The sequence below is a fragment of the Mesorhizobium sp. M1E.F.Ca.ET.045.02.1.1 genome (assembly GCF_003952485.1).
Classification (GTDB): Bacteria; Pseudomonadota; Alphaproteobacteria; order Rhizobiales; family Rhizobiaceae; genus Mesorhizobium.
The window spans coordinates 324,975-344,775 of record NZ_CP034447.1 but is presented as its reverse complement, the minus strand read 5'-3'; the positions used below and the strand labels follow the sequence as shown (position 1 = coordinate 344,775).

Below are 19,801 nucleotides of genomic sequence, written 5' to 3'. Positions count from 1 at the left end.
TGATCTTGTCGACCGTGAACTATCCGCAAGCCATTGATCTGGCATGTTGATTGAGGCGGATAGCGGCTTTGGAATTGCAGGATTTGCGGTTTATGAGCGCTGTTTTCCTGCAATTCGGTTTTGCGATTCCCTTGTGCTGCGGAGCGTGATTCACTCGGTTCGGCGGCGGCGAATCGAGGGGACGGCGAATGTCCAAGCCACGCGAGAAGCGCGAGACGGGAGAGCAGGATCTGTTCCGCTCCAGGTTCGATCAGATCATCAACATGAAGCACGAGCTGGTGCGGCTGGCGCAGGCGATCGACTGGCCGGTGCTGGAGGAGCGTTTCGGCGCCGTCTATTCGGACGGCCCCGGCATGCCGCCGCTGCCGACCCGGCTGATGGCGGGGCTGGCGATCCTCAAGCACACCTTCAACCTGTCGGATGAGGTGCTGTGCGAGCGCTGGGTGGAGAACCCTTACTTCCAGTATCTCACCGGCGAGACGTTCTTTTGCCATACGCTGCCGTTTGACCGCTCCTCGATGACGCGTTGGCGCAGCCGTATGGGCGAGGAGCGGATCGTGGCGCTTTTGCAGGAAAGCCTCAGCATTGCGGTCAAGACCGGGGCGATGAAGCCGGCCGACACGCGCCAGGTCATCGTCGACACGACCGTGCAGCCGAAGAACGTCATGTTCCCGACCGACGCCAAGCTCATCCACCGGGCGCGCGAACGGCTGGTGCGGCTGGCCAAGAGGAAGGGGCTCCATTTGCGCCAGAGCTATGTGCGGGTCGGCAAGCTGGCGCTGATCAGCCATCAGCGCTATGCCCACGCCAAGCAGTTCAAGCGGGCGAACAAGGCGCTGCGCAGGCTCAAGACCTATCTCGGCCGGACCATTCGCGACATCTCTCGCCAGATCGCCGGCGATGCGGGGCTGGAAGCGCTCTTCAAATGGCCGCTCTACCAGGCGGCCACCGTTCTCGAGCAACGCCAGCGCCAGCGCGGCCGCAAGATCTACAGCCTGCACGCACACGAGGTAGAATGCATCGGCAAGGGCAAGGCGCATATGCCCTACGAGTTCGGGGTGAAGGTGTCGGTGGCCACCACGCTGTAGCGTTCCAAGGGTGGCCAGTTCGCCCTGCATGCAAAAGCACTGCCCGGCAATCCCTATGACGGCCACACGCTGGCAAGCGTCATCCCCGACATGGAAAAGACCATCGGCAACGAGATCGACCGCATCCTCGCCGACGCCGGCTATCGAGGCCACAACGCACCGCAGAGCCACAAGTTCAGGGTCTTCACCGCCGGCCAGAAGCGCCGCGTCACCCCAGCCATCAAGCGCCAGATGCGGCGGCGGTCGGCGGTCGAACCCGTCATCGGCCACATCAAGAGCGAACACAGAATGGGCCGCAACTACCTCGCCGGCCAGCAGGGCGACGCCCTCAACGCCATCCTGGCCGCCGCCGGCTACAACTTCTCCCTCCTGCTCAGGTGGCTGAAGGATTTTTTGTCGCTCTTGATCGCCCTGCTTCAACTTCGGCCGAAGTCGGTCGCCGCTTAGGGCCCGGATTGTTCACGGTCGACGATCTTAGTCTATCGGTGCTCGAGCGGGTGTTTCGTCGCTGACGAGCTAGTCGTGCGGTTTTATAGTTTCCGAGGATGGCCCGCTTGCATACCTGCCTGCCGGTAATCTCTAACCGTTGACTTAGGGCGATGGCTTTCGGTTATCCGGCTTGAAAGCGAAGAGGTGGACCATTCTGCGTCGAGCGCCGGCACGATATGGAGTGCTGCTCCGGGCTATTACCATCCAGACAGAGCGGAACCTTCTATCACGTCAGACGCTCGGACAATTGCCAAAACCCATTTCCTGGGAACTGAATTGTGCTCGCCACCGGGTCCATTTTGCCGGCGCGTCTGTGGTGCAGGTCCCGATCAGCCTGACCACTGGCTGCCACAGGAACTGCCTACTTGTATGACCGAGCACTGCGCATTTGTCAGCTGGCGAACAATTCCTTGTAGCCGCTCGTCACCATCCAGTTCGCACGGTCGAGATGACTACGAAGCGCCTTCCTGGCGCGCTCCGGTTCAAGTGCCGGATCAATGCCGAGGATCAGATGGGCCATTTCCTCTTCGGGCGCCTCATCGGCTGAGGCGTCCAGGAGCCTCATATAGATGGTAAAGTGCGCCCTGTCGTAGGCGGTAAGACGGTCAGACCAAGGGACTTCGTCGAGCAGTGTTGAGCTTTGAGTCCTATCTGTTGCCGTTGATCGATTCATGTCTGCCGCGAACCTCGCATGTTGATCGCTGGATCCAAGGCAGAATATCCCAAAATGGGATAATCCGAAACGGGGATTAGTCGCTGAGCCGGTCTCTACCTGACCGGTTCACCTAAATGCCCAAATCTCTTCGATCTCCCCGCCACCAGCGGTTTCTGGCCCAGTTGATCTCACTGCGCAAGGTCAAAGGGCTGACGCAGGCGCAGGTGGCTGAGAAGCTTGGTCGTCCGCAATCTTTCGTGGCGAAATATGAGGGTGGAGAGCGGCGTCTCGATATCATTGAGTTTCTCGACGTAACTGCGGCCCTCGACGCTGATCCGTGTGAGATTCTGTTGAGCCTGCGTGCGTAGTGGGCGCCCGCGCCCATCACCGCGCGTGCCGGGTGCCGGTGGGTCGATCCCCGCTTTTCTTGGCTCAGGGCGTCTCGACCATTCCGCTGCGCCTCCTAGCGTGTCGTTAGACTCTCGCAATTCTCTCTGTTGTGCCTTTCCCAGCAGGGGCCGCCGCATCCTTCTAGGCCCGCCGCGGCGTCCCGCAACCCTTAGCTAGCTGTGAGCTTTTCGGGAGGTTGTCCATCCGGTCCTTCGGATGCGGTGCGGCTCAGACGGCGGGTCCGTTCCTGTCATGACTCGCCGCCGCACCGCTTCCTGGGAAGCAGCCATTGGCGAGCGAAGGACAAAACGATGAGACAGCGAAGCGCTAGGCCATCGGCGCCGACTGGAAGTCTTCGCGATCATCTTCGAGCGCATCCGCGCTGGGTGATGCGTCGATGCATGGTGGTTACGCGACTTCGTTGCTTGAAGCGAAGCGACCGCACCGCCCATTTCGTCAATTGGCGAACAAATCCTTGTAGCCGCTCGTCACCACCCAGTTTGCACGGTTGAGATGACTGCGAAGAACGTTCCGTGCGCGCTCCGGTTCGCGTGCCGGATCAATGCCGAGGATCACATGGGCCATTTCCTCTTCAGTGGCGTTGTCGGCTGAGGCGTCCAGGAGCCTCATATAGGTTGTAAAGTGGTCCTTGTCGTAGGCTGTAACGCGGTCTGACCAGGGGACCTCATCGGCAAACGGCGTGTTCGATTTGGGCTGTAACATCGCTAATTCTATCTCCGGCCAATGGACCCGCGAAGCCCTCTGCCTGCTAAATGTGGATTACATATTTTAGTTGATAAACTCAAGCCGCCTGATCCGCTGGCTTGCGTGCATGGATATGCGCAAGTTGGTCGGACGGAATGTGCAGAGGATCAGGCAAAGGAAGCGTCTGACGCAGGAGCAGCTTGCGGAGATTTCCGGGTTCAGTCAGCAGTACATCAGCGGCTTGGAGAAAGGCCGAAGAAATCCGACAATTATCACGATCTATGAACTGGCATTGGCCCTCGGCGTCAGCCATATGGATCTGGTTCGGCCCGACAAACAGGCCTGATACACCCGCCCTCCAAGTAGCTAGCGGCCTGATGGCGCGCGCCGGGTGCTCGTGAACCCACGCTTTTCTTAGGGCCCCCCGGCAGCCCCTGCCATTTGGCTCGCCCTGGCGCGGCGCAACCTATTGGACAGTCGGCCGCTGCGGTTTTTGTCAGCCTTTCCTGGGGCCTGGGGGTTGGTCGGCATTGCCTTTTAGGCCGCCGCGACCTCCCGCAACCTTCGCTCTCGCTTCAGGTCCTTCTCTTGGTTACGGTCCTTCGGATGCGGTCCGCCTCTTTCAGCGGGCCTAATCGCTTTCTGCCGCCCACCCCACGGGGACAGGCACGCGAGACTAGTATGGAGCGTTGCGGTTAGCGCACGAACAGCAAAGGAACCGAAAAAACAGGCAACTGTCGCAGCATGGCTGAACCAGCCATCGTGTCGGCATCTAGGAGCCGCGTGTTCGCCTTGCGCTGACACGAAGCTCAGACATGACGTCCGGGAGACGATGCTGGCAAATAGTCTGGCTGAAGCATTCCACCCACAATGCCAAAGCCCGTCCCGATCCAAAGCGCTTCTAAGCACTCCATCTCAGGCGCAAGGCCGGTTGGCCAGTGCACCTTCTTGGTCCGCCGGAAGAGAACCCCGCCCGACAATAGCTTCATGAGGTCTTGCGCTGCAGTGTCGACCGTAAAAAAGGGCGCGCGAGGCGCCCTTCATTTTAAACCGGCAGTCGGGAAGCAGACTTCACTCTGATATTCAAAAGCGGTAGGTGACACCTGCGCCTATCAGCCAGGGATCGAGCTCCGCCTTCCCCGTCAGCTTCGCGCCGGCCACCGTGACGTCGAAGTCCGGCTTCAGGAAAAGCTTCTTCACGTCGAAGTTGACGCCCCAGTGCTGGTCCACCATGTAGTCGAAACCGACCTGCAGCGCCGTGCCGAACGTATTCTTCACCTTGAGAGCGTCGGCGCTGCCGGTGTCCTGGTTATAGAAGATCGTGTAGTTCACGCCGGCGCCGACATAAGGCTTGAACGCGCCGAAATCGGTAAAATGGTACTGCAATGTCAGCGTGGGCGGGAGCAGCCAAACCTTGCCGATATTACCCGCCGAGCGGATCGTTCCCTGACCTTCGATGTTAGCATAGGTGGTGCCGAGTATGAGTTCGGCGGCGATATTGTCGGTGAAGAAATACGAGATATCGAGTTCCGGCGTCACCGTGTCCGAATAGGAAAGACCGGAGCCGGGAAGCGTATCAACGTAGCCCAGATCTTTCGTAACGACGCCCAACCCCCGCAGGCGGACCTGCCAAGGGCTTGGCGCTTCGGTGACCGAGGCTCCCGTCTCCGCCAGGACGGTCTCTGCTTGCGCAGGCTCCGCGGCGACGGCCTGCTGTCCCACGATGATCGGGGCCACCGCCGCTGCTATTGCCCGCGCTACGCCCATTCGCGTTCTCGCCATGATATTCACTCCTTGATGTTCAGAAAGGATGCACTGCACTATTTCGTCTCCTGCTCGAATGAATTGTTGATGGAGCTCAAATGCTCCTCTTGCGTTGCAACGCGTTCCGCCATCTCCGGAAGGTGATCGTTGAAGCCGATTGCGCTGCGGAGAAAATTGGTGCCTAGACTGATGAATGCGGCTTGCTCCCGATTGTCCTTGCCGTAGCCGTGCCCGCCTGCGCTGGCCTCGTAGAAGTAAGCGGGATAGCCAAGAGCCTGCAGTTTTGCGGCCATCTTGCGCGCATGGCCCGGATGGACGCGGTCGTCGCGTTTCGTGGTGGCGATCAGGATAGGCGGATAGGGCTGTCCCGGCGCCGCGGCGTGATAGGCGGAGATTTCCTTCAGGAAAGCCCAATCGTGAGCCTTGTCCGGATCGCCATATTCGTCGATCCAGCTCGCGCCCGCCAAGAGCTTGGTGTAGCGACGCATGTCGATAAGCGGAATTGTGCAGAACAGAGCCCCGAAATGCTCAGGATAGCGGGTCAGCATGTTTGCGATCAGCAGGCCGCCATTTGAGCCGCCCTCGGCGGCAATCCGCCTCGGCAGGGTGATGCCCCTTCGCACGAGGTCGGCGGCAACGGCGGCGAAATCGTCATGCGCGAGACGCTTGCCCTCCCTGCGCCCGGCATCGTGCCAGCGGGTGCCGAACTCGCCGCCGCCGCGGATGTTCGCCTCCACACACGTGCCGCCGCGCTCGAGCCACAGCTTGCCCAGCGGGGAGTTGTAGTAGGGCAGGAGTGATATGCCGAACCCGCCATAAGCGGAAAGGTGAATCGGAGCATCTCCGTTCCCGTTCGCCGGACCAACCTGCGTATAGGGGATCAGCTCATGATCGATAGAGACTACCTCGTGGCGCGTGACCACCAGTCCGGATGCATCGAAATTCTCCGGGCTGCGCTTCAGGATTGCTGAAGCGCTGAGAGACGGCGCGGCATTGAGATCGAATAGCAAGAGCTGCGGCGGCGTGATCGGATCCTGAGCGCAGACCAGGACCTCTCCATTGGTCTCGTGAACTGCCGCATCGAATGACCAGACGTGGACAGTCCCTTCGGCGGGCAGGGTGTCCAGGACTCGGCGCGTCCATTCCTGGTGGCCGGGAGTGAACATCTCCAAACGCGGTACGAGATTGACGAGGTAAGAGTTAATGAGCTTCCCGTCATTCCAGAAGAATGACTGCAGGGAGCGCCTTTCCGCTGGTTGAAACAGGGTCTCAAAACGGCGTCCGCCTGCGAGGAAAGAGGAAAGCGAGATGACGATCAGCGCGTCGGCGGGATGGGTGGTGCCTCCCACCGTCCAGGGCTTGCGCGGCCTTACCGCCAGCCAGTCGCCGAAGACCCGCCACGACGCGTCGCGAGGAAGATCGATCTGCGTCCTCGGCCCGCTCCTGTCGCCGATCCAACTGATCTTCTCGAAGAAGGCCCGTTTCTCAATGAACCAAAGGCGTTCGCTGCGGCCGGTGCGGTCCGAATGACCAGACACCTTGAGGCTCTCGAACCCGGCCTCGAAGATTACCGGCGTGGTGAGGGGATCCGCGTCACGCTTCCACACTCGCACGGTGCGCGCATAGCCGGAGCGGGTGGCCATGCCATTACCAAGCGCACTGGAAAGCAGAAGCGTGTCAGGGTCTAGCCAACTAACGTAGCCTTTGGCCTCGGGGAGATTGAAACCGTCGGCGACAAAGCTCAGAGAGATCAGGTCGAATTCGCGATGCACGACCGCGTCGCTGCCGCCGCGCGACAGGCGCAGAACGGCTCTTTCCCGTCTCTCCGGCTCGATGGACGCGCCGTCCCAGATCCAATCCTCTCCGTCGCTAGCCGCGAGAGCATCCAGATCGAGCAGTAGCTCCCATTGGGGATCCGCCTTCATGTAGGCGGCAAGGGTGGTCCGGCGCCACAGTCCGCGTGGATTTCCGGCATCTCGCCAATAATTGTAGAGGTACTGACCACGGCGCGCGATCAGGGGAAGGTTGTCGCGATTGTCGAAAATGGCTGTCAGAGCCGCGCGGTCGCGCTCGAACTGCGTTTCACTGAAGTGCTTCAGGGTCTTTGCCGACTGGCCGGCGGCCCAGGCAAGTGCCCGCTCGCCCTCTACATCTTCAAGCCAGAGATAGGGATCGTCTTCGGGAGCATCCAGCGTTGGACGGACATCAAATGCGTTCATGTCCGGACAGCCTTCAGAAAGAAGGGATAGATGCTTCCGTCGGCTCGGGAACGCTCAGTGTCGGTAGCGGCGCCCACATGTTCGAAAAGCGTGATCATTGATGAGTTCTTCCAGTCGGTGCGGCATCGCAGTGCTTTTGCGCATAGGACCGCAACCGTCGTGCCAACTGGGAAAATCGTTTCGGAACAATGCGATCGCTCTGGAAGCGTTGTGTCACATGTCCGACATCGTCGAGAATCCGACAACGAGTGCTCCTCCTAATCACCGGATCAACCTCCGGCGCCAGTCGGTGACACCGTGCAGAACTCGAGCAGTGAAGCTCATTGGTGAACTTGGTTGACGCCCAACATCTTCGCTCTGGAGCGCTTCACGCACACGGATTCATGGCAGACACCATGAGGCGATCGATGCGGTTAGCGACCAAGCTGGCTGCCTGTGGGTTTCAGCCGCCAGCTGGAAGCAGCGGAGTTCTGAGGAGAAGGATGGGGCACCGCTTGGGCGACCTGATGGTTGCCCAAGCCCTGCCGCAATCTTGGCCTGCACCGTCCCCTTGATTGCATTCCTTGAAGTCTGTCGATCAAGCCAGGAAGCTGCATTCGGCGAACGAGTTGTGTGCGTCAAGTTCTGCAAAAAATGGCGTGGCATTCAGCGGTGACATTGGCGTGTCCGCCGCGCAGCCCCGTGTTTAGCGGAGCGGCGGACACGGCGGCCGCGTCTCCCGCGCGCATGCGGTGCTGCGAACCCGCCGTCGCATTTTGTCGCAAAAGGCGGACTGGGCGCTCAGTCGCGACGGTTTTTTGGCCCTGACCGGCCGGGGTGGCGCGATGCCGGCGGCGGGACAAAAAGGCTGGGAAGGGCAGGGGGTGTTTGTCCCCAAAGCGGATACCAATGCGGCGATGGAGGTGCAGGAGCTGAATCCGCTGGCCCTAGAATTTGCCGAGATCGATGCTGTCCTGGCGCGCTCGTCGAAGATTCTGAGCGGCGCCGACGTGTCTGCTCGAAAAGAGGAAACGTCACGACGTGACCGGCCGAACCTGATCTACGATCTCGACTGGAATGAAGAAGAGCGGCTGGCCGAATGGCGGGATGTGATGGTCAGGACCCGCGATCTGCCGGTCATCCTGCGCGCCGCGGTCCTCCTCGAAGCCTGGTCGGACATCGAGGTGCTGCAGCATGCCACGTGGCTCGGGCCGCTGTTCGTCGCCGCGCTGCTGCGGCAGGAGGGTCTTGCCGCCAATCATCTCGTCAGCCTGCAGCTCGGCGCCAAGAACATTCCACGAGAGCGGCGGCGGGCGCGCAATCGCTCGGATCGGTTGTTGGCTTTTGTCGATGCCATCCACGAGGCAGCGCTCGCCGGGTTGAAAGAGCATGACCGGCTGGTGATGGCAAAAAGCCAGATGGATCGGCGGCTGCGGGAGCGGCGCGTCAGTTCAAAACTTTCCGACCTGATCGAGCTGGTGATGTCGCGGCCACTTGTCTCGACTGGCATGGTTCAGAAGGGGCTAAAAGTGACAAAACAGGGGGCGCTGAATCTGGTCGGTGAGCTTGGGCTGCGCGAGATGACGGGTAGGGGAAGGTTTCGCGCGTGGGGCATCGTGTGATGATGGGCTTTTTGGACGATAGACGGGCTGACGCTGGCGACTTGTCAATAGTGTGGTCGGGGATTGCAATGCCGTCACTAAAAACAAACCTAGTTAAAGAAATAGATCGGCTCCCACAGCCGACCAATACGGGCGCCATGCAGCCGCTTTTCGAAGCGGTCAGCAACTCGATTCATACCGCATCCCGGCAATCGAATCCTTACGGCCCGCACCCCCTGTCCGGATGGCTGACCAAGGACTCCCGGGCCACCGGCCTGAATGGGCATCCGGCCTGAGGGGCCGGATTCGGGTCTTTCGGCTGATCCGTCAACAAAGGAGCGATTTGCAGGCCATACAGCGCGTTCGTCGACGCCTTGCAATACTCTCAGGTCAGGGGGAAAGAGGTCACCTGTGCATGTGGCGTACACCGTGCTAGTGCAGTCTTGGGACGGCATGGGGCTTCGCATGGACAAGCAAACTAAGGGCGCATGGGTCATCCATCACGGCAGGAAGATTTCGGGCGACCAGCGTGGCGCGTCGGAATACAGCGCGATAGACCTTGCGGCGAAGGCGGCTTCGCTGCTGGTCAGGCTTGCGGAGAGCAAGCAAGCGGATCTGAACAAGAGCCAAGTGGTAGCCGCTGCAAGGATCGGCGGCCTGAATCCTAAGACAGAGCTGCAGGCATGCCTGACCCAGCTTCAGGGTCGCCGGGTCATCGATGTCGCCGCTGACGGTTCGATTTCGGTCATTGGCGTGACCGGTCGCACCGCGCTTGGTCACGCCTCGGACCTTTTCGACGAGAACGAGCCTCAGCCCTTCGAGCTGGCCTCTATAGGCCTGGCGGAGCTGACATCGTCCGCGCCCGTCGGCGTGAAGGCTGCGTCCGAGTACATCGGTGACACCTATAAGCTAACCAAGAACGATACCTCCGATTTCCTCGGCCAGGCTTATGGCATCGGGTTCGTTGACGCCGAGGGAGAAGGCGATGACCGCCTTCTGTTCAACGGCAACCTGTTCCGCCGGAACACAGCCCAAAAGACCAAGAAGGTGCTCGACTCGCTGACCCCGGCCGAACAGGCAAGCCTCCAGCAGTTCGAGCAGCTGCTCAAGGTGAAGGGCGCGGTCGTAGCCACCCACGCCAAGAAGATGCTTGGCGCTCTACTGCTCTCGAAGCTCCAGTCCGCTGCCGTCTTCGACATCAACGTCGTTTCCAACGAGGCCGGCGAACACGCGTTCATGACGTCGCCAGGCGCATTCCACAAGTTTACCAGTCCGCTGATCGACGACGCGTTTGATCATGCCAAGGCGCTGGTTTCCGCTCTCAGCTACGGCATGTCACAGAGCACGCCTGTCCGCGGCCGAATTTGGGGAGTTGAATTGATCCTTGCCAAGCTGCTCCGAGGCGAGGCGGTCGGCCCAGCTCCTGCCATCGGGAGCGACTACCGAGCGCTGGAGTTCGAGCGCGTTGTCCAGATAACGCATACCGGAAACGGCTATTTCACGATGCGCCTCCTGAAGATGGAGGTCGGTCAAATCGCCTTGCAGGTTCTGAAGGGTGGCGATGCCGCCGCAGCGGCGCTGGAAGTGCTTCCGAGCGCTGGCATGAGCGGGTACACTCCTCCGGAAGCCGCTCGGACGGATTTCCGGACAAAGAAACAGGGCCCTCAAAGCAAGTCGCAGATGCGGACGCTGTTGAGCGCCGTACGCGGTGGAGGCAGGCTATGATGGCCACGGCAAGCGGTGCAAAGGGTCTGAAGACCGAAGAGCTGGTCAGAGCATATTTCCTCCGTGCCGGGTTCTTCGTCATGCGCGGAATCAAGCTGCGGCATGATGGCGTCGAGCTGACCGACATCGACATGTGGGTATACGAGCGTTCAGCGACGCTGGCCCGGCGGCGCACTATCATCGACATCAAGGACAAAAGAACTCCGCAGGCAGCGGAACGGCTGTTCTTCGTCAAGGGAGTGGCAGGCGTCATCTCCGTCGAGGGCGCAGGCGTGGCCACGACCGACAACCGCCCCATGCTCCGGGAGCTGGCGCGGAAGCATGGAGTCCTGTGGATTGACGGGGCGGACCTCCAGCGCCTCAAGGACAGCGACGCGCTTTCCGGACTGAACCGCATGACCGAAGAGGAGTTCAACGGCGAGATCGCCGATATCGATAACGCGAGAAACGGTCGCGTCTTAAGGGACAAGATAGATGAGGTGAAATCCGCTGTCGCCGACAGGTTCGGGCCATCATGCGCCAATACCGCGCTTGAAGGCTTTCAGCTGTTCGCCCGCGAGGCCGTGAACGCGCATCCTGCTTCCGCCGCCGCTCGGGGAGCCGGACGCCTCACCTATCTCGCCGCCGCGATCGCTGCCGCCGCCTTCGATTTCGCTTCTGCGGACACCGCCCTCAGACCCTCTGCCGAACGCGTTCGACACATGACCGACGCCATCCGTTTCGGGGCGAACACCGAGGGAGCGCTCGCTAACCTGCGGTGGACTGAGGCCGCGATCAGGGAATACTTGCCGAACGGCGCCGGGCTGGCTCAGGTGGTCCGGGAGAAATTCACGGCGGAGCTCAATGCGGTTTCTGCCGAAGGACTGGCGGAAATCGTCATCAGGCTGAGCAATTCGGAGAAGCTGTTCAGCATCGCCAAGTCCCTTGAGAAGGTCGCCTACGCGTCACATCTCGTTTCCTTCGATCACCTCGATGCGGACACAAAGGGGTTTCTCGGTGCGTTGCTCGACTTCGCCGATATCAGCCGACCGAAATTCGCGGAAGGTTGGACAGGCCGTCCGCAGGCTGACACTGGCGTTTCCGGCAGATTCATGGAAGTTAAGAACGACGGTCGAAAGGTACCGGATAAGAGCGAGGAAGGCTCTGATAAGAGGAAAACCCCTCCGGCCCTGGGAAAGAATCAACGCCGTCTGCTGTGACGGCCCGCCTCGTCGATCGTGCGGCACGCTGTCCGAACAGCGTCCCGCGCGAACTCCACGGTCGCGAGGGCGACGTCCTGGTCGGTCAGCCCGCATGTCGGATGGTTCGTGGATCATCTGCGCCGCAGCAGACCGGCAGCGTGTTCGCTGGAGCGCCGTCGCCCGCCTCCGGTGACGGACGGCTCCAGAGTCGACCGTGAACAATCCGGGCGCTAAGCGGCGACCGACTTCGGCCGAAGTTGAAGCAGGGCGATCAAGAGCGACAAAAAATCCTTCAGCCACCTGAGCAGGAGGGAGAAGTTGTAGCCGGCGGCGGCCAGGATGGCGTTGAGGGCGTCGCCCTGCTGGCCGGCGAGGTAGTTGCGGCCCATTCTGTGTTCGCTCTTGATGTGGCCGATGACGGGTTCGACCGCCGACCGCCGCCGCATCTGGCGCTTGATGGCTGGGGTGACGCGGCGCTTCTGGCCGGCGGTGAAGACCCTGAACTTGTGGCTCTGCGGTGCGTTGTGGCCTCGATAGCCGGCGTCGGCGAGGATGCGGTCGATCTCGTTGCCGATGGTCTTTTCCATGTCGGGGATGACGCTTGCCAGCGTGTGGCCGTCATAGGGATTGCCGGGCAGTGCTTTTGCATGCAGGGCGAACTGGCCACCCTTGGAACGCTACAGCGTGGTGGCCACCGACACCTTCACCCCGAACTCGTAGGGCATATGCGCCTTGCCCTTGCCGATGCATTCTACCTCGTGTGCGTTCAGGCTGTAGATCTTGCGGCCGCGCTGGCGCTGGCGTTGCTCGAGAACGGTGGCCGCCTGGTAGAGCGGCCATTTGAAGAGCGCGTCCAGCCCCGCATCGCCGGCGATCTGGCGAGAGATGTCGCGAATGGTCCGGCCGAGATAGGTCTTGAGCCTGCGCAGCGCCTTGTTCGCCCGCTTGAACTGCTTGGCGTGGGCATAGCGCTGATGGCTGATCAGCGCCAGCTTGCCGACCCGCACATAGCTCTGGCGCAAATGGAGCCCCTTCCTCTTGGCCAGCCGCACCAGCCGTTCGCGCGCCCGGTGGATGAGCTTGGCGTCGGTCGGGAACATGATGTTCTTCGGCTGCACGGTCGTGTCGACGATGACCTGGCGCGTGTCGGCCGGCTTCATCGCCCCGGTCTCGACCGCAAGGCTGAGGCTCTCCTGCAACAGCGCCACGATCCGCTCCTCGCCCATACGACTGCGCCAACGCGTCATCGAGGAGCGGTCAAACGGCCAGCGTATGGCAAAGAACGTCTCGCGGTGAGATACTGGAAGTAAGGGTTCTCCACCCAGCGCTCGCACAGCACCTCATCCGACAGGTTGAAGGTGTGCTTGAGGATCGCCAGCCCCGCCATCAGCCGGATCGGCAGCGGCGGCATGCCGGGGCCGTCCGAATAGACGGCGCCGAAACGCTCCTCCAGCACCGGCCAGTCGATCGCCTGCGCCAGCCGCACCAGCTCGTGCTTCATGTTGATGATCTGATCGAGCCTGGAGCGGAACAGATCCTGCTCTCCCGTCTCGCGCTTCTCGCGTGGCTTGGACATTCGCCGTCCCCTCGATTCGCCGCCGCCGAACCGAGTGAATCACGCTCCGCAGCACAAGGGAATCGCAAACCGAATTGCAGGAAAACAGCGCTCATAAACCGCCAATCCCGCAATTCCAAAGCCGCTATCCGCCTCAATCAACATGCCAGATCAATGGCTTGCGGATAGTTCACGGTCGACTCCAGACGAAGCAGGCTTACAGGCAACGACCTGCGAAGGATTGGCCGCGATTGGGCGTTGAATGCGCCATAGAGATACCGCTAGGTGCTCCAGCCTTGAACAAAGTCACTTTGAAGGGAGCCGATCTTCTTAGGCAACGCGCTTCCGACGCATGTAAGCCCGAGATAGGTCGCGGCACGGGTTGCGCCCACATAGAGAAATTTGTCGAACAGCTCGGGGCGCAGTGTCGCCAAGGTGTCGATGCCAACAAAAAACACGGCTTCAAATTCCAGGCCTTTGATGTGCTGAACATCGAAAATCCTGATGTCGCTGTCCTGCCCAACAGACTGGCCTTTGTAGCACGCGATCACGTTGAGATTCTGATCTGCAAGCGCAGTTTTCAATCTATCGGCAAGTGGCCCAACTTCCGCCTCGTCATTCACCAGGATTGCGACGGAAGGGAGGGGCTTCGTCAACCGCTCGATCTCAATGATGCGAGCGGCAAGCCACGATACGGTCTCATCACGCCCAGTGAGGTCAACGCCCAGGACTGGAGCCCAACCGTCGTTCTCGACGTTTTTAGGGAGAACCGCTTCGACAGTCTCGCCGGAACACAGACGGACAATCTCCGATGCCAAGCGATTGAGCTGCCGCGTGTGACGGTATGAAACCTGGATCGGCTTGAGGTCGATTTTGGGGAAAGCCCAACGCATCTCGTCGGCACTCCTGCTTCCCCAACTTGTTATCCTCTGATTGAAATCGCCGCAGGCAAAAAATGACTGAATAGCCGGATTGCTGAGTGCGCCCATACAGGCAAGCGTTATCGGCGAAAAATCTGTTGCCTCATCGACCATGATCTGATTGCGAACGACGCTCTGAAAGTCCTTTAGAATGCCGTAAGCCGGCTGATCGATATTGCGTCGAACTGTGCGGTCCTGGACCAGGCTCGACGCCGTACGCATCGTACACAACAACAGGATATCCACCTCTTGAGGGTCGACATCACTCACGGGAATAGGAGCTGCGACATACCAGGCACCTTCCGACTGGCGCAGACGCCGGAACCGACGATACCTTGCCGGTATGCCGTTCAAGTATCTCCGGATAGGATTGGTGAACTTTCGGAGCGCCGTCTGGATTTGCAGGCTCTCGCCTATCGCACGGAGCTCGTCCTCGGATAAAGTGCGGTCGCCTATCCATTCCGCAATACGGCCAGATCGCGTGGTTCGGCCCAATGTACGTCGACCAAAGCGCGCCCGGGCCTGGCTGCGCAGATTTCGCATATAGGCTGCCGCAGTTGCCGCCATGCGCGGACGAGGTGCCTGGTTCTGGACATCTTCGTCCTCGTCGCCGTCTTGCTCGTCATTGTCGTCGTCGGGCGTATTGAGCCCGTCGATAAATGCCGCCAGGCCTTCGAGAAATTTTCGGTCCTGATTGACCTGGGTATTGAGGCGCCGCCGCAACGCGGTGTCGGTTTCTTCCCTCATGCTGGAGAGGAAACCTTCAACGTCAGAGGAAACGCTCACCAGTTCCAGTAAGGCGCGAGGAAGCGAAATGGTAGGCGCTTCCGCGACGGCTTCTCTAAGCCTCCGCCCGAGGCGCGCGGTTTCCGAGTTTCCATTCTTTTCAAGGAGGTCGGCTGCACCGCCTAAATCCTCCCAGTAGTCGCCGGCCTGCCAGCTTACAAAATCCTCATACCAAGCTGTTTGCCTGTTGAGCACGTCAGGAAGGACATAGGATTCACCTTCCTTCATGATGAAAGGTCCGCCGCCGTCAGAAGCTTTGAGGATGCGAAACCTGTTTCGCGCCAGGCCTTGCCGAAAGCTTGACCATGTCGCGATCTTCTGGTCGGGCGCAGCAATGTTTTCGCGCGCGAAGGCCTCCTTGAGATACTGCTTGAGCAGGTCCGTGGGAGTGAACATCAGCCAACTGTGAGAGTGATCCACGGCATTGTCGGCACTGCTGTTGTCGGTCAAGCGCCGTTCATCGTCATCAAGATAGATACGATCGACCTTCTGTCCCAAACGCCGGATCAAGGTCGTGGTCTTGCCCGTGCCGGGCGGTCCTATAATCAGCAACTGAGTGTTGAGGGGCAACCGGAAAATCTCGTCCTGATAGCGATCCAGGATCGGTTGGTCACGCAGGCCCATCTTCGTGACGACACTGCGCCGGATGCCTTCAATGATGTTGGTTGCTTGCTCATCGATAGCCAAAATACTGTCGAGGATGGAGCTATCTTCCCCGACGGCAATATGCACGGCGAGTGCATCGAGCATGGAGATGACGGTAATGGGCCCGTAGGATTCGCCCTCCAGAATGGAGTTACGCGAGTCCCACTGGCCCTGGCGCTGATGAGGATGAAGGATCGCCTTCTCGATGATCTCGACAGACTGAACGCCACCAGGGGTTCGGATATCGAAATCGTCGCCCACATCCAAGGACGCCAGCCGGCCCATCAACGAATTGCGTCCAGCGAAGCGTTTGTCTCCGCCGGGTCTTCCTGAAGCCGTTCCACGGCAGATGTAATAGATGACGATCTTTCCATCGTCCTGGCGTGCTACCACCCTGGCGATGGCCGGTTCTTTGGCGAGCAGTTCGAGAGCACGGCGGTTTGCGCTGTCGACGTTGCCCAGGGCCTTGACGGCTTCGCCTGACGTAAAGGTGTTCACGCTGGCGAGCGCCGTCGGGCCGGTGGAGTAGGGCTCGCCAAGCGCCGAACGTGCGTCCTTGGAAATTCTCTCGAAAACGTCGAGGCTTTCGCTCGAAACCCGTTCGATCTGATCCTGGTAGTTCGTGACCATTCCCATCTCCCTGCCGATTGTTCTTATTCTTTAATTGGGCTGCTATGTGCAACCAAATACGGAAGCGAGAACCGTAAAATATTATATGGAAAGCTGCGCCCAGTGCCGCCTAACCTTTGCAGGCGTCATTGCTGGCTAAATGTAGTGCCGAAACGATAGCGGTTTCGACCCCACGCCCGGTATCGCGGTCAAGATTTCCCCGATGTCGTCGGCAAATCGGAGAGTGTCCGGCTAACCGTCGCTGAAAAGGCACGCATTGAAGTTCAGCTTCGTCAGAGCGAGAACATCAGCCAGCACCTGATGGAGCCGCGTGTCACCAAAAACAATGAGCACCTTCAAGGGCGTTGGAACCTCTCAAAATGCGTTGCGATGGTCGATCTCAAGCGCCAGGCCCCGCAAAACTGCACGCCGCCTTTGCGAAAAAGCTTGAGGTCATTCGGCTTGGTAATCTGGATGCCGGAAATAGTCGTTCCCGCCGGAACCGCGCTGCGGAAGCCCTCACTCTCCGCACCATTGAACCGGGTGCGGCCGTGGATAAAAATCTCCTGCGGCGGCTTGCCGTGCCCACTGATGTACCTGTCAGCGCAGCGGCTGACGATCTCCGCAAATCCCGATCGGCAGAGATGTCATTGTGACCGAAATTGGGGACAGTGCCGCGGCGCCGCATCAAAGCGCGCGTGACCACCTGGATTATCATCGCCAAGGCGGCCGCTCGGTTCCCGCCAAACACCTTTTACCTGGACCTGCTGCGGCAAAGACTGACGCGTCCGGTTATAGACGCACTTATAGCGTGTGAAAAGGTCCCGCACTACTTTTCGTCGTGATGACTATGACAGTGTGTGGGTGCTAAGGTTTTCTGCCACTGAAGAACGGTGGACTTTCGCGGCGGAGCGGCAGCGTCTGCTCCCGGGGGACAAGCGATGACATTGCCCGAGTCTCAGGAAAAACATTGCCCCAAATGCCAAAGTGTCATTCCGCTGACAGCCGTGGTCTGTCCCGTTTGCAACGGGCCACGTGTTGCGCTTTGGGTCGCTGCACAACACAACACCGGACCGCTCTGTGCCTGAGATCACAATTCGAGGCAGCGAACGGCCTTTCCAGGCCAAGAACGCGGCGGCTTGACCGGCTGGCTGATCGTTGCGCTTGTTGGGATGTGTTGCTTCATTTGGTTTAGAGGATCGACAATTTCAGCTCAGCCGGCCACAGCGAGTATTGCGATGACCTCCGTAGCTGTGACGTCAAACTCATCAAGAGGGAAATCATCCTTGACGAATGGCCAGCGTTAGCTGGATGACGCCATATGTACTGCCGGGGTTCATACCTATTTTTATTTGAAGTTGCCGCCCGAATACGTGGAGCAGCAGGGTCAATGGTTCTCATTTAAAAGCGAGTTGGGACAAATTTACAATTGCTCGATCGGCAATGGCCGGAGTTCGCTGAATTGGGTCAACAGAGACGGTGCAACGATGCAGTCCAATTCGGCGACATTCACAATCGCCAACGATGTGCTGACAGTCTCCGACACGTTTCAGGAAGAGACATTTGATCTATCTTCTTCACCTTGGCGATTGTTGTCCCAAAGATACACGGATCCTGGCTGAGACATCCACAAGCGCCTGTCGCTCATCGGCGTCGCCCAACTTGGCCGTTCTGGTGATGGCGGTGTCGATAGCGCGGTCAACGAACACCTCTCGGCCCGGATCGCGTTTACGTGCAGACCGAGCGGCCAAGCGACATGCTGAAAAGTAACACTCTGGGCGCCCCCTTCTCTGCCTCGGATTCGCGCCGACTTCACCCGGTTATCGAGCGGCAGCCGATGCCGGTGCTCGCCTTAGCCATAGTCCTGCACAACTGCCACGTGATAGTCTTTGAGCCGTCGGGCAAAGGATGAACGTTCAGCTTATTTCCCTTCCACTACATCCCTGAGTTCTTCCACCATGAGCATGGGTTTGCGGTGTAGCATCTGGTGACAGTTTGAGGAGACCGCCCGAAGGTCGCTCAATCGCGTCTTTTCGCCGGGCCGTATTTCTGCCACGGGCTTCGTATGGTGGCATTCGATGAAGCCAATGCCGCGCTCCTTATAAGTTCTCTCGAAATCAAAGCCGCAAACCGTGCATGCGAATGAAGTCAGGCTCGCCTTGAAAGCGGCGACCAGTTGCGGCTTCCGTTCAATGGCCCAATGAAGCCTGAGCCTGCGTGCGCCTTCTTCTTCGGAACGCTCACCCTCTCTTCCACTAGCATCTGCTCCTAGCTTCGTGATCGCCCTGAACTGCTCTTCGGACAAGTTGTACGAAGTTACCATCCTTTGCCGGCCGGGCTCGAAAATGTTTGGCGGTATTGGTAGCGACTCCCGGAATACGACAATCCGATCTTTTGGGACCGCCCAAGCGAAAGTACACAAAATCGCTTCGGATGGAGTTCTCTATCTGGGTAAGTGTTTGGTTCATGTATCGATGGGCAACCTGATTGATTTTGGCGAGTTCGAAAACATCAATCGCCATCTGCTCCACCGCTGAGGCTGACGGAGCGGCGGGTTTATCAAGTAATATGGCTCCGTCGTAATAGCCTGCCGCTCGCCACCCGCCAGCATCGAAGGTCGCTAGGACCAGGCCAAATCTCTGGCCCTCATATTTCTTGGCAGGAAGCGCTACCGTGTAGCCGACGACCTGTCCATCGATCGCGAAATCAATATTGAAATTCCAGTCCTCGTGCCCGAACCCGTGTTCATGAACGTAGCTGCCGACCCCCTTCTGGCTCAATCTGCCGCGTGACGGCTTCTGAATTGGGTGCGATCCTGTGTAGCTTGTATTCCATATTATCCCTCCAAAATGGTAGTTGCTGCGATTAGCCTAAGATGAACCATCTCAGTGCCCTCAGCCTCCGCATTGGCGCAGGGTCGTAGCGGAGTCGGTGCATATGGGCAGCTTAGAACCGCCTCGTATTCTGCAATCTCCGCTTGACCAAGAAACCACCCGTTGTAAGCCTGCCATCTCAAAAATGGTGAGCTCTGAAAGCGTAAACGTTGAGTCCAGAACCACGTCGCATTCTGCTATAGGCAAGCAGGGTATATTATCTGACGCTCCATGAGTCAGTTGCCGCGTTGACATCAAAATCTGTCGCTTTGGCAGTTAACTGTAAGAAAGCAGTAGTTTCGACCATGATTGGCATATAATTTAGGAATATTGAAGTTCGGATTCTCGAATTTCAATCGTATTTTCCGAAAGCCTTGAACCATTGAATTCCATAAGACGTTTTCGAGAAATACTAGCCCGATAAGGTGTTGACGTTGATTCTCAAATTAAATGCCAATGGCCGGGCTCCATCATCAAATTAAGTGCACATTCTCAAATTAGGTGTATAGCTAACATACTGAAAGCGTTGACAAGCAACTCTCATCATTAACTGCAAAGCGACAGTGCTGCGGCCCGCGCTTAGTGCTCTCTCCCGCATCGGTTCAGAGTGTACCCGT

The 19,801-nt window shown here is 59.2% G+C and carries 10 protein-coding genes and 3 pseudogenes; 6 read left to right on the top strand and 7 right to left on the bottom strand.

Annotation, left to right across the window (positions count from 1 at the left end; translation table 11 throughout):
* Window positions 1-188: 188 nt before the first annotated feature.
* Window positions 189-1,535: pseudogene (locus tag EJ070_RS01645) on the top strand (IS5 family transposase).
* 433 nt (window positions 1,536-1,968) lie between these two features.
* Here EJ070_RS01645 and EJ070_RS01640 read toward each other — a convergent pair.
* Window positions 1,969-2,250: a DUF2285 domain-containing protein gene (locus EJ070_RS01640; protein WP_126038236.1), complete on the bottom strand. Its 282-nt coding sequence runs from the start codon at window positions 2,248-2,250 to the stop codon at window positions 1,969-1,971.
* Between the two features lie 116 nt (window positions 2,251-2,366).
* Between EJ070_RS01640 and EJ070_RS01635 the strand changes: the two genes are divergently transcribed.
* Window positions 2,367-2,600 carry a helix-turn-helix transcriptional regulator gene (locus EJ070_RS01635; RefSeq protein WP_126038239.1) on the top strand — a complete coding sequence of 78 codons (234 nt, stop codon included), beginning with the start codon at window positions 2,367-2,369 and terminating at the stop codon, window positions 2,598-2,600.
* Window positions 2,601-3,078: 478 nt separating this feature from the next.
* Here EJ070_RS01635 and EJ070_RS01630 read toward each other — a convergent pair whose 3' ends face one another.
* The gene (locus EJ070_RS01630) at window positions 3,079-3,345 is read right to left on the bottom strand and encodes a DUF2285 domain-containing protein (RefSeq protein WP_126038242.1); all 267 of its coding nucleotides are present in this window, start codon (window positions 3,343-3,345) and stop codon (window positions 3,079-3,081) included.
* Between the two features lie 109 nt (window positions 3,346-3,454).
* Between EJ070_RS01630 and EJ070_RS01625 the strand changes: the two genes are divergently transcribed.
* On the top strand, window positions 3,455-3,673 hold the full coding sequence (locus EJ070_RS01625) for a helix-turn-helix transcriptional regulator (protein ID WP_029354714.1): 219 nt from the start codon (window positions 3,455-3,457) through the stop codon (window positions 3,671-3,673).
* Window positions 3,674-4,410: 737 nt separating this feature from the next.
* On the opposite strand, the gene EJ070_RS01620 is transcribed toward EJ070_RS01625, so the two are convergent.
* Together EJ070_RS01620 and EJ070_RS01615 are read right to left on the bottom strand one after the other, a co-directional pair.
* Window positions 4,411-5,109 (bottom strand): OmpW family protein, encoded by a 699-nt coding sequence (locus tag EJ070_RS01620; RefSeq protein WP_126038246.1) that lies wholly within the window; start codon window positions 5,107-5,109, stop codon window positions 4,411-4,413.
* Window positions 5,110-5,147: 38 nt separating this feature from the next.
* Window positions 5,148-7,310, bottom strand: coding sequence for a prolyl oligopeptidase family serine peptidase (locus EJ070_RS01615; protein ID WP_126038249.1), 2,163 nt, complete (start codon window positions 7,308-7,310; stop codon window positions 5,148-5,150).
* A 725-nt stretch (window positions 7,311-8,035) separates the two neighbouring features.
* Here EJ070_RS01615 and EJ070_RS01610 point away from each other — a divergent pair.
* The 3 genes and pseudogenes from EJ070_RS01610 to EJ070_RS01600 all read left to right on the top strand — a co-directional run.
* Window positions 8,036-8,911, top strand: a pseudogene (locus EJ070_RS01610) (RHE_PE00001 family protein); the annotation flags it as partial.
* Between the two features lie 444 nt (window positions 8,912-9,355).
* Complete coding sequence (locus EJ070_RS01605) at window positions 9,356-10,615, top strand: hypothetical protein (RefSeq protein WP_126043846.1); 1,260 nt, start codon at window positions 9,356-9,358, stop codon at window positions 10,613-10,615.
* Window positions 10,612-11,814 (top strand): hypothetical protein, encoded by a 1,203-nt coding sequence (locus EJ070_RS01600; RefSeq protein WP_126038253.1) that lies wholly within the window; start codon window positions 10,612-10,614, stop codon window positions 11,812-11,814. The genes EJ070_RS01605 and EJ070_RS01600 overlap by 4 nt, the downstream gene beginning before the upstream one ends.
* A 212-nt stretch (window positions 11,815-12,026) precedes the next feature.
* Here the strand turns inward: EJ070_RS01600 and EJ070_RS01595 are convergent.
* The 3 genes and pseudogenes from EJ070_RS01595 to EJ070_RS36085 form a co-directional block, all read right to left on the bottom strand.
* Window positions 12,027-13,372, bottom strand: a pseudogene (locus tag EJ070_RS01595) (IS5 family transposase).
* Window positions 13,373-13,632: 260 nt separating this feature from the next.
* Window positions 13,633-16,332, bottom strand: coding sequence for an ATP-binding domain-containing protein (locus EJ070_RS01590; RefSeq protein WP_210211052.1), 2,700 nt, complete (start codon window positions 16,330-16,332; stop codon window positions 13,633-13,635).
* 2,234 nt (window positions 16,333-18,566) lie between these two features.
* Complete coding sequence (locus EJ070_RS36085) at window positions 18,567-19,091, bottom strand: hypothetical protein (protein ID WP_127855960.1); 525 nt, start codon at window positions 19,089-19,091, stop codon at window positions 18,567-18,569.
* Window positions 19,092-19,801 lie beyond the last annotated feature (710 nt).